Below are 11,689 nucleotides of genomic sequence, written 5' to 3'. Positions count from 1 at the left end.
GGGCGCCGAAACAATCGGATACCAAAAAAGCGCTTCCGCCGGATAAGGAAATGCCGCGCTGCCCCGTCAGAACCCCGAACCCGCCTTTCCGGGCGTTCATGGGGGTCTTTCAATGCTGCCGAAGTTTCGTCAGGTTTCCGCCGTCGCGTTCGTCGCGGCCGGCCTCGTCTCGTTTCCCGCGTTGGCGCAGGCGCTCACCTTCGATGTGCCCGCGCAGGATGTGGGCAGCGCTGTCCGCCAGATCGCGCGGCAGGCCAACGTGCAGATCGTGGTGTCGGGCAGCGTGGCGCGNNCGCACATGCTGGCCGATACCGGGCTTACCGCGCGCAGCACGGGAGAAGGCATCTACGTGATCGTGGCCGGCCGCTATGGCGAGGCGGAGCCCGCGGTGCCGGGGGAGCCCGGCGCGGGCGATAGCAGCCCGCAGCCCGAAATCATCGTCACCGGCGTGCGCGCGGCGCAGCGCGAGGCCGCCGCCGAAAAGCAGGCGGCGACCAACACCATCGAGACGCTCCACGCCAACGACGTGGGCAAGCTGCCCGACCAGAACGTGGCCGAAGCGATCAAGCGGTTGCCCGGCCTGTCCGTCGCCAACGACCAGGGCGAAGGCCGCTATGCGATCATCCGCGGCATCGATCCCGGCCTGCTCAACGTCACGCTCAACGGCCAGACGCTGCCCGCACCCGAGCCGGACGGCCGCCAGGTCAAGCTGGACGATCTGCCCTCGGCGATGATCCAGTCGGTCGCGGTCACCAAGTCGCTGCTGGCGAGCCAGGACGCCAACGCCATCGCCGGCGAAGTGGCGATCCGCACGCGCACCGGGTTCGACAGCACGAAGCCGTTCTTCCTCGATGGGCGCGCCTCGGTCGGCCGTTACGATCTCAACGGCAAATCGCCCTATGAGATCGACGGCACCGTGGGCGGCCGCTTCGGCGCGGGCCAACAGTTCGGCGCGATCGTGTCGGTCAACTATTCGCGCCGCCCGATCGAAAGCGAGAACTTCCAGGGCTCGACCAACTACAACGCCGCGGGCGTGCCCGATGGCAACGGCCTGCGCGATTACAACCTCACCCGCACGCGGCTGGGCGTGGTGGGCAACTTCGACTGGCGGCCGAGCAGCGACGTGAAGCTCTACCTCAAGACGAGCTATTCGAAGTTCGAGGACCATGAGACACGCGACCAGAACCGTCTGGCCGTCACCGCCTATACCCCCGCGCTGAAAGGCACCGGCACGATCCTGGTGCGGCACCGCGAGGAGAACGACAACACCAAGTCGGCCACGCTGGGCGGCGAGTTTTCCAACCTCGGCGGCGGCACGCTGGAACTGTCGGCCAACTGGACGAAGGCAGTGAAGACCGACCCGATCCGCAGCGAATTCACCTTCACCACCAAGAAGGGCGCGCTGACGCTCAACTTCGACCCGTCGACCGAGCCCTACACGCTGGTGCCGACGACGGCGGCCTTCACCGATCCCTCGCTGACCTTCAGCAAGGTCAACTTCGAGACCCGCCACGCCTACGAGGAACTCTGGCAGGGCCGCGCCGACTATACGCACCCGCTGGCGCTGGGCGACGATTCCTCGATCAAGGTCGGGTTCAAGGTGCTCGACCGGCACAAGGCGGACAACCGCGACCGCACCAACTACACCGCCGGCGCCACGGCGTGGACCATCGCGAATGTCGCCGCCACTGGCGACACCAGCTTCTATGGCAATCAGTTCACGTTCGGCAACCGCATCGACTACGACGCGGCGCGGGCCTATTTCCTCGCCAATCCGGCGGTGGGCAAAGTCGATACGGCCGGCTCGCTCTCCGCAACGCTCGCTTCGGACTACGACGTGCGCGAACAGATCATCGCCGGCTATGCCATGGCCACGTTGCGCATCGGCGCGCTGACGCTGGTGCCCGGCGTGCGCGTGGAACACACCCGTGACCGGACCAAGGCCAAGATCGTCAACGCGTCCTCGACGCTGAACGACGGGTTCAACAGCTTTGGGGCGAAGAGCTACACCGATGCCTTCCCCGGCCTAAACGCGCGCATCGATGCCGCGCGCAACCTGGTGCTGCGCGGGGCGGTGACCACGTCGATCGGGCGGCCCAACTACAGCACCCTGGCGCCGTTCGTCAGCGTCGATACCTCGAACCCGGCCCTCGCCGCGATCGTGCTCGGCAACCCCGATCTCAAGCCCTACCGGGCGCGCAATTACGATCTCTCGATCGAATACTACCCCGCGGCAGGCGCGATCTTCTCGGCCGGCTTCTTCCACAAGGACATCGACAACCCGATCTATTCGGCCTTCCGCCAGGGCACCAACATCACCGCCGGCGGCGTGACGTATGCAGCAGCAACGGTGACCCAGCCAGTCAACACCGATCGCGAGACCGTGAGCGGTGTGGAATTCAACCTCCAGACGCAGTTCACCAGCCTGCCCGGCTTCCTCGGCGGCTTCGGCGTTTCGGCCAACTACACCCACGTCTGGGGCCACGCCACGGCCAACGCCATCCGCACCGGCGCCATCCCGCTGGGCTACCAGTCGCGCGACCTCGGCAACGTGCAGCTGTTCTTCGAAAAGTACGGCCTGTCGGCGCGGCTCGCCTTCAACTACCGTTCGGCCTATCTCGATACGCTGGGCGGCACCGCCGCCACCGACCAGTACACCGACGCCAACGGCCAGCTCGATCTGCACGTCAGTTATCAGGTCGTGCCGCAGGTGACCGTGTTCGGCGATGCGATCAACCTTACCGACGCGCCCTGGCGCCGCTATATCGGCAGCAAGCCCTACCTCGTCGAGCGCGAACACTATGGTGCGCAACTGCGCGGCGGCGTGCAGGTCCACTTCTGATGAGGCGCATGATGGTCGTGAAGCGCATGGTTCTGGCGATGGGGGCGGGAGCGGCCCTTGCCCTCGCGTTGGCCCCGATGGCCGAGGCAGCCCCGCGCCGGAACGCGCACCGTCCGCCCGCCGCCGCGCCGCTGGTGGTGGACCGGGTGGTTCTGGTGATGCGCCACGGCGTGCGTCCGCCGACCAAGGCGCCGGCGATGCCCGCCGATGTCACGCCCGAACGCTGGCCCGACTGGCCGGTCCAGCCGGGCTGGCTGACCCCGCATGGCGCGCTGGCCGTCTCGCGCCTCGGCACGTGGGACGGGGCGCGGCTTCGCGCCGACGGCCTGATCCCCGCGCGCGGGTGTCCGCAAAGTGCAACGATCCGCATCGTCGCGGACAGCGACCAGCGCACGATCGCAACGGCGCAAAGCTGGAGCGCGGCGCTGGCGCCAGGATGCGGCCTGTCGATCGACCACAAGCCACAGGATGAACCCGATTCCCGCTTCGGCGCGATCGAAGCCGGCCTTTCGCCCTACGATTCCGCGCTTGCGGACGCCGCTGTGCGGGCCGCGGCCGCACCTGACGGCGTGGGTGCGATCGCGGCCGCGCACCGCCCGCTACTGGCCCGCCTGGACGCGATCCTGTGCGGCGCGCACCGGACGGGATGCGGCGTGGCCGGGCAGCCCACCGCACTGGTGCCCGCCAAGGCCAATGGACGCCCCAAGCTGTCCGGCGCGCTCGACCGGGCATCGACGGCGGCGCAGATCCTGCTGCTCGAATATGCCGAAGGCAAGCCGCTTGCCCAGGTGGGATGGGGCCGTGCCAGCGCGGCCGATATCGGCCGTCTCTCGGCGTTTCACGCGCTCGAATTCCGGCTGCTGGCCCGCCCCCGCTATGTCGCCTCGGCGAACTTCGCCGGGCTGGCGCCGATCTTGCGCGAAGGGCTGACCGGCGAAGCCCGCGTCACGATGATTTCGGGGCATGATACCAACGTCGCCAATCTCGGCGGGCTGCTGGACGTTCACTGGCAGGTGCCCGGGCTTGCCGCCGACGATCCCTCGCCCGGCGGTGCGCTGGTGCTGGAACGGTTGCGCGCGGCCGACGGCGCGCTGTTCGTGCGGGTGCGCTATCGCACGCAATCGCTTTCCCAGATCCGCAGCGCCGCCACCCTGACCGCCGCCTCGCCCCCGTCCGCGCCGATCCTCCCGATCGCGGGCTGCGAAGCGCGCGGGATCAAGGGCTTGTGCCCGCTCGATCAGTTCCTGAAGCGGATCGAGGGACAATAAGGGATCGGTTCGCAAGCCGGGCGCACCAGGCCCGGCGTGCGAACCGGTGGCGCTACTTGGTGGTGTAGCCCCCGTTCACCAGGATCGTCTGCCCCGTCATCCACCAGCCTTCCGAGACGAGGAAGCGGATGTGCGGCACGATATCGCGGATGTCGGTAAGGCCGGTGTCGGTGAACGGCGAAAGCGCCGCCGCGCTCTTGTGATAGGCCTGCGCATCGGCGCTTTCCTGTCCGTAGAAGAACGGCGTATCCATCGGGCCGGGGCCGACCGCGTTCACCGAAATGCCGCGTTCGCCGAATTCCTTGGCTGCCGCGCGGGTGAAGTGCTCTACGGGCGCCTTGGTGCCCGCGTAAGTCGAATAGAACGGCGTGAACGCGCCCAGCAGCGACGTGACCAGCGTGACGATCTTGCCGTGATCGTTGAGCGTGCGGCCCGCTTCCTTAATGAAGAAGAACGCGGACTTGGCGTTGATCGCGCTCATCGCGTCGTATTCCGCCTCGCTGATGTCCAGCACCGGCTTCTTGAGCACCTTGCCGACCGTGTTGATCGCGATGTCCGGCCGGCCGAAGGCTGCCACGGCGTCCGCGAACAGCTTTTCAACCGCGCCCGCCGTGGTAAGATCGGCCTGGATAGCGAGGGCCTGCGCGCCCGCCGCTTCCACGGCCGCCACGGTTTCGCGCGCAGCCTCGGCGGTTGCGGCGCTGTTGTAGTGGACAACGATCGCCCGCGCGCCCTGCGCGGCAAGATCACGGGCAATAAGGCCACCCAGGTTCTTCCCTCCCCCGGCGATGATGGCCGTTTTACCCTTGATCGAATGGTCCGTCATACTGGTCTCCCACGTCAAATGTGCTCATGCGTGATGCATGTCGCTGTGATACTTGCGGAAATTGCAGAATAAAGCTTGTAATCCTGGCATTATTGGCCAGAATTGACGAACAATGGATCGCGTCGATCTCTTCCGTATTTTTACGCGCGTGGCCGAGGCCGGCAGCTTCACGCACGCCGCGCATACGCTGGGCCTGCCACGCTCCTCGGTGTCGGCGGCCGTTCAGGAGCTTGAGGCCCGGCTTGGCACGCGCCTGCTCAACCGGACGACGCGGCGCGTCGCGCTGACCGCCGATGGCGAAGCGCTCTACACGCGCGTGCAGAACCTGCTCGCCGATTTCGAGGAGACCGAGGGGCTGTTCCGCCAGTCCGGCGCAACGCCATCCGGGCGCCTCCGCATCGATCTTCCGGGGCGCGTGGGCCGGCTGATCGTAGCGCCGGCCCTTCCCGAATTTCTGGCTGCCTATCCGAACATCGACATCGAACTCGGCGTGCGCGACCGCGCGGTGGACCTGGTGGAGGACGGCATCGATTGCGCGCTGCGCGTGGGGCCGCTCGCCGATTCCGGCCTGATCGCGCGGCGGTTGGGCGAACTGGAACTCATCAACGCCGCCAGCCCCGCCTACCTTGCCGCGCATGGCACGCCTGAAACGCCGGCGGACCTCGACCGGCATCATACCGTGGCCTATGCCTCGCCCACCACCGGGCGGGTGGAGCCGTGGGAGTGGACCGGCAATGGGCAAGTGCTGACCCATTCCCTGCGCGCCCGGCTCACCGTGAACAGTGCCGAAGCGCTGATCGCCGGCGCACTGGCCGGTCTCGGGCTGATCCAGATTCCCGCATACGACGTGGCGGACCATATCGCCGAAGGGGCGTTGGTTGAGGTCATGCCAGAGCATCGGGCCGAACCGTTGCCAGTCTCTCTGGTCTATCCGCACCGCCGTCAGCTTTCGCACCGGCTGAGGGCCTTCCTCGACTGGCTGGTGCCCGTGCTGGAACAGGGCCTGCGGCTGCGGTAAGCAGGTCGGATTCCCGCTCCGTCTCACAACAGTCACATCTCCATCGCAAAAGCCTTCCGGACATAGGAGGCGGCCGTGCGTGTGCTCGTAGTGGAAGACGATGCGGTAATTGCCGATCACATCACGGCCTGCCTGGGCACGCTGGGCTACCGGCCCGAACGCGTCGCCTCTGGCGAGGACGCGCTCGCGGCGGTCGAGCGCCAACGCTTTTCGGGCATGGTTCTCGACCGGTTGCTGCCGGGCATGAGCGGCATCGAGGTGCTGGCGCGGCTGCGCGCCGATCGCAGGCTGCCCCCGGTCGTCATGCTCAGCGCCTTGGGCACCGTGAAGGACCGCATCGAGGGCCTCGCCGCCGGCGCCGACGACTATCTGGCCAAGCCGTTCGACATGGACGAACTGGTGGCCCGCCTCAACGCCGTGACCCGCCGCGCCGCGCCGGTGCCTCCTCCCGACGCGGGGCTGGCGGTTGGCAGGCTGAAGCTGGACCCCAGCAGCCATTCGGTGCTGTTCCTTGACCGAACGATCGAACTCAACCGCAAGCAGTTTTCGCTTCTCGCCCACCTGATGCGCTGCGCCGACCGGCTGGTGACGCGGGGGATGCTGCTCGAAAGCGTGTGGGGCTATGCCTTCACCCCCACCACCAACATCGTGGAAAGCAACATGAGCCGGCTGCGCGCCCGGCTGGAAGAGCTGGGCTGCGATCCGATCGATACGCTGCGCGGGTCGGGCTACGTGCTGCGTTCGGACCGGTGCCGGTGACCGCGTCGGCCGCCCGGCGCGCACCCGGACCGGGAAGGCTCGCCATCCAGTTCGGCGTGGCGTTCGCACTAGCCATGCTCGCCATGGGCGTGATCGTATTCCTGGTGGCGGAGGAACGGATCGCCCAGCGCATCGACGATGCCTTGCAGGTGCACGTCACCAAGTTCCTGCGCCCCGTTGCCACGGGGCCGGCATCGGATGCCGATGTCATCGCCCGCATCCAGGAATGGCAGCGGCGCAAGATGCTGAGCGAGAGGACCTACCTGTTCTACGATGCCACCGGCCGGCTCATGGCGGGAAGGCTGGACCTGGCCGCGCCGCAACCGGGCTATTCGGACGTCACCTTCATGGGCGGCGGAAGGAAGCCGCAGAAAGGGCGCGCGCTCGCCACCCGCCGGCCCGATGGCAGCCTGTTCGTGGTAGTGCAGCACAGCGAGGCCGCCGCGAGCCTGCGCGCCCTGCTGCCTTCGGTGGTTGCCGCGATCTTCGTTTCCGCCCTGCTGGTGGGGCTCGCCGCCACGATCCTGTTCGCGCGCCTGACCGCCCGGCGTCTGGCGGAAACGCAGGCGGCGGCCGACGCCATCGCGCAGGGCGACCTGACCCGCCGCATCCCGTCCGACCGGCTCGACGGGATGTTCGCGGTGCAGGCGGAAAGCCTCAACCGGATGCTCGACCGGATGGAGGACATGGTCAATGCGCAGCGCCAGTTCTCCAGCCATCTCGCGCATGACCTGCGCACACCGCTGACGCGCCTGCGCGGGTTGCTCACGGCGGAAACGGCGGAGGCCGACCGGGTGCGCCTGCTCGAACGCGCCGAACGCGAATGCGCCTCGATCATCACCATCTTCGATGCCCTGCTGCGGCTGGCCGAGATCGAGACGGGGCGCCACCCGTCTGCCGTGCGCGACCTGCCGTTGCGCGACATGCTGGAAGACATCGCCGAAACGATGGAACCTGTCATCGCCGATGCCGGCTGCGCGCTGGAACTTGGCCGGCTCGAACCGGTGCGGGTGCGCGGGGACGCGGACCTTTTCAACCAGATGATCGTCAACCTGCTGGAAAACGTGGTTACGCACACCCCCGCCGGGACGCGCGCAACACTGTCGCTGGAACAGGCCGGCGAATCCGCCCTGATCGCGATCGATGATGACGGGCCAGGCCTGGCCGAAGGCGAGCGCGATCGCGTGCTGCTGCCGTTCGAGCGGGGCAAGGGGTCCGGGCTGCGCCGAGGCAGCGGACTGGGCCTTGCGATCACGCGCGCGATCGTGCGGTTCCATCAGGGTTCGCTGGAGCTGGCCGACAACGCGCCGGGCCTGAAGGTCCGCATCCGCCTGCCCGCCCTTCCAGAAGCGTTCCCGGCCGCCTGAACGCTACATTCTAAATTTGCAATGTTGACGGTTTTGTGGCGCGCGACTCGCAGCCTGTCACCTTTCCGTCATGGACCCCGCCTAGCGCCCCTCTCGTGGCCCGCGGTTCGATCCGGACCGGGGCGCGACGAGGGAACATCCAATGCCGGCCACCAGGCGCGTTCTGGCTGCTTTCGCAGCCTGCCTTCTTGCACCCTGCGCTCCCGCGATCGCGCAGCCGGAGGCGGCCCATTACATCGACCCGGCGGCCTTCGTACCCGAACGCCTGCTGCCCCCGCCCCCCGCGGCCGGATCGGCGCGCGAGAAGCGCGAACTGGACGAGGTGCGCCGGATCGTCGCGGCGGCCAGCCCCGAACGGCTCGACCAGGCCCGCTGGGACGGCGCGCACGAGGATGCCTCCGCCTATAGCGCGGTGGTCGGTCGCGATCTGGCGGCGCTGCCACAGACGGCCACCCTGCTCGCCATCGTAACCGAGGAAACCGAAGGCGTGGTGGTCGTGGCCAAGGACCACTTTGCCCGCCTGCGCCCCTACGGCGCCGATCCGGCCCTGCCCCATTGCGGCAAGAAGGACGCGACGGCAGCGCCGCGTTCCTATCCCAGCGGCCACGCCAGCATCGGCTATGCTCTGGCCTGGACGCTGGTCCGCCTGATGCCGGACCGCGCCCCGGCGATCCTCGCCCGGGCGGATGACTACGCGATGAGCCGCGCGGTCTGCGGCGTCCACTACCTGTCCGATCTCGAGGCCGGCCATGTGGTCGGCACGCTCGTGGCCGAACGTCTTCTGGCGGACCCCCGCCTTGCCGCGCGCATCGCCGCCGCGCGCACCGAACTTTCCGCACACTGACCGCCTGAGCGGCCGTTCTTTTTCTTCCGAACCATGAGGGCATCATGACCAAGACCTACCACCGCGCCGCGCTTCTGGCCGCGACGAGCCTGCTGGCCGCCACGCTGCCTGCCGCAGCCCGTGCCGCCGAAACCCCGGCCGAAAACGCCGCCGCCGACGCCTCGTCCGCCAGCGCGGCCGAGGGCGAGCAATCGACCAGCGCCAACCAGGCCGGGCAGGCCAACGACCGCCAGTCGCTGACCTCCTCCGACATCATCGTGATCGGTTCGAAAGCCGCCGAAGCCGCGCAGATCACCGCGTCGCTGACCACCACGCAGCCGCAGGCGGCGGTGGGCCGTGAATACATCGACAGCACCGTTTCACCCACGGCGGACTTCAACCAGCTGATCGCGATCACCCCCAGCGTCTCGATCAGCGGCAGCAGCAACGGCGCCGGCTTCAGCGAGACCAAGGCGACGATCCGCGGCTTCCAGGACGGCGACTACAACGTCACCTATGACTCGATCCCGTTTGCCGACACCAACAACCCCACCCACCATTCGACCGCGTTCTTCCCTTCGACCACGATCGAGACGGTGGTGGTCGATCGCGGCCCCGGCAACGCCAGCCAGCTCGGCCAGGCGACCTACGGCGGCAACATCAACATGTATTCGCGCGCGGTGAAGGACCAGATGGGCGGGCAGGTCGAAGGCCTGATCGGCAATTGGAACACCTTCATCGGCCGCGCCGAGTTCCAGTCGGGCGCGATCGACAAGCTGGGCGGCGCCAAGTTCATGCTGGGCGGCCAGTATCTCCAGTCCGACGGCGCGCTGACCTATTCGCCGGTCAATTCGAAGAACCTGTTCGCCAAGGCGGTGGTGCCGATCGGGTCCTCGAACACGCTGACGCTGATGTCGACGTGGAACCGCAACTTCTACTACCAGTCCGACGTGCTGAAGGGCGCGACCTGTGGCACCGGCGGCACCGCATTGCCGGCTGGAACCCAGCTTACCGCCGACAACTGCACGGCCGCCTCGCAGATCGGCCAATTTGGCCGGAACTATGGCCTCGGCAACGATCCGACCAAGCAGGACTACTGGAAGTACAACCGTACCGACAAGACCACGGACTTCTCGTACATCCGCCTGCAAAGCACTCTGGGCAGCGGCTTCTCGATGGACAACCGTGCCTACATGTACGGGTACACCAACAACACGCTCTCGGGGAACACCGGCAGCGTCGTGACCGGCTTCTCGGGCGCGGGCACCGCCGCCTCGCCCTACAAGGCGGTGACCGCGCCAGCTGCTGCCACTGATATTCTCGGCTACGACAAGCTCAACAAGTACCGCGTGCTGGGTTACATCGGCCAGATCAACTACGACTTCTCGATGGGCAAGATCCGCCTTGGCGGCTGGTTCGAGCACGCTGCCACCGATCGCCATCTGCTCGATCTGGACCGGACCACTGGCCTGCCGAGCTATAACGAGAAGTTCGCCGACGGCACCGCCGCCAAGGCCAGCCTGCCGCCGATCTCGATCGCCAACGTCGGCTATCTGCAGCATTCCGACTGGAACCAGTACCAGCTGTTCGGCGAGTTCGAGTTCCGCCCGTTCGAGGCGCTGGCGATCACGCCGGGCGTGAAGTACGTCCACTTCAACCGCTCGATCACGGCAAGCGTCAACCAGAAGTCGCGCACCCCGATCGATACCTCGGCGACCTGGACCAAGGTGCTGCCCTTCGCCACGGTCAACTGGATGGTGCGCCCGAACTGGTCGTTCTATGGCCAGTACGCGCAGGGCATGTACGTGCCCGACCTGTCCAGCTTCTACACCGCGTCCGACAGCGCGACCAACCAGGCGATCCAGCAGCAGAACCTGGCCGCGCTGAAGCCGCAGACCTCGACCAACTATCAGGTCGGCACCGTCTGGCACGGTGAGAAGGTTTCGATCGACGTCGATGGCTATATCATCGACGTGAACAACAAGATCGCCAGCGACACGTCCGTCGGCGCGCCGACCAACGCGCTCGTGAACATCGGGCAGGTCCGCTACAAGGGCGTGGAAGGCCAGGTCAGCGTGATGCCGATGCGCGGGCTGACGCTGTTCGCCAACGGATCGTACAACTACGCGCACAGCGTGACCACCGGCGCGCAGGTGGCCAAGGCGCCNNGGCGCCGTTCTCGACCGCCGCCGCCGGCTTCTTCTACAACCACAACGGCCTGCGGGTTTCGTTCACGCAGAAGTACACCGGGCCGCAATACGCCAGCGAATACAGCGGCACGGGGCCGCGCAACTACCGCATCAAGCCCTATAGCGTCGGCGATTTCGCGATCAGCCAGGANNTTCCGCATCGGCGTGAACGTTTCCAACGTGTTCAACAACCGCGCGATCACGGCGATCTCCAACGGCAAGACCTATGGCGTGGACGATCAGTTCAACTTCCTGCCGCCGCGCTCGTTCCTGCTCGATGTGCGCGTGAAGTACTGACGGCGCGCGCCGCTTGTGGCGGTGGCCGGTATCCTCACGCCGGTCACCGCCGCCCCCTTTCATTAAACTCCTGTCATCATTGTGTTCTGGCCTTTTCCGCATTCGACGGCCCGGTTACGCTTTCAGGTATTGGGGGACGGGCACATGGGACGCGATCGTCAGGCCGGGTGCCGGCTCCATCGCCGGGCGCTGCCGCTGTTGCTGGCGGGGATAGGCGGCTGCACGCATGTCGCGCCCGCGCCCGTCCATCTCGAAGCGCGCATCGCCGGACAGACCGCGCGCACGTTCGATGCGGCGGCG

7 protein-coding genes and 1 pseudogene are annotated in these 11,689 nt (G+C 67.3%); 7 read left to right on the top strand and 1 reads right to left on the bottom strand.

The window, feature by feature from the left end; all coding sequences use genetic code 11:
• Window positions 1-112 precede the first annotated feature (112 nt).
• A complete protein-coding gene (locus B3547_RS03385; protein ID WP_292960177.1) occupies window positions 113-2,842 on the top strand; it encodes a TonB-dependent receptor in 2,730 nt (909 codons plus the stop codon).
• Window positions 2,842-4,110 carry a histidine-type phosphatase gene (locus B3547_RS03380; protein ID WP_292960175.1) on the top strand — a complete coding sequence of 423 codons (1,269 nt, stop codon included), beginning with the start codon at window positions 2,842-2,844 and terminating at the stop codon, window positions 4,108-4,110. Before B3547_RS03385 ends, B3547_RS03380 begins: the two co-directional genes overlap by 1 nt.
• A 52-nt stretch (window positions 4,111-4,162) precedes the next feature.
• Here B3547_RS03380 and B3547_RS03375 read toward each other — a convergent pair whose 3' ends face one another.
• The gene (locus tag B3547_RS03375; protein ID WP_292960173.1) at window positions 4,163-4,936 is read right to left on the bottom strand and encodes an SDR family oxidoreductase; all 774 of its coding nucleotides are present in this window, start codon (window positions 4,934-4,936) and stop codon (window positions 4,163-4,165) included.
• Window positions 4,937-5,048: 112 nt separating this feature from the next.
• Here B3547_RS03375 and B3547_RS03370 point away from each other — a divergent pair, with 112 nt between their 5' ends.
• The 5 genes and pseudogenes from B3547_RS03370 to B3547_RS03350 all read left to right on the top strand — a co-directional run bounded on the left by B3547_RS03370 (window position 5,049) and on the right by B3547_RS03350 (window position 11,389).
• Window positions 5,049-5,954 carry a LysR family transcriptional regulator gene (locus tag B3547_RS03370; RefSeq protein WP_292960170.1) on the top strand — a complete coding sequence of 302 codons (906 nt, stop codon included), beginning with the start codon at window positions 5,049-5,051 and terminating at the stop codon, window positions 5,952-5,954.
• A gap of 75 nt (window positions 5,955-6,029) precedes the next feature.
• The gene (locus B3547_RS03365) at window positions 6,030-6,713 is read left to right on the top strand and encodes a response regulator transcription factor (protein WP_292960168.1); all 684 of its coding nucleotides are present in this window, start codon (window positions 6,030-6,032) and stop codon (window positions 6,711-6,713) included.
• Entirely contained in the window at window positions 6,710-8,080 is a 1,371-nt protein-coding gene (locus tag B3547_RS03360) for a sensor histidine kinase (protein ID WP_292960166.1), read from the top strand. The genes B3547_RS03365 and B3547_RS03360 overlap by 4 nt, the downstream gene beginning before the upstream one ends.
• A 142-nt stretch (window positions 8,081-8,222) precedes the next feature.
• A complete protein-coding gene (locus tag B3547_RS03355; protein WP_292960164.1) occupies window positions 8,223-8,924 on the top strand; it encodes a phosphatase PAP2 family protein in 702 nt (233 codons plus the stop codon).
• Between the two features lie 44 nt (window positions 8,925-8,968).
• Window positions 8,969-11,389, top strand: a pseudogene (locus tag B3547_RS03350) (TonB-dependent receptor).
• Window positions 11,390-11,689: the final 300 nt, after the last annotated feature.

This window comes from Novosphingobium sp. UBA1939, from assembly GCF_002336885.1.
Taxonomy (GTDB): Bacteria; Pseudomonadota; Alphaproteobacteria; order Sphingomonadales; family Sphingomonadaceae; genus Novosphingobium.
This window is presented reverse-complemented; position numbering and strand designations above follow the sequence as displayed.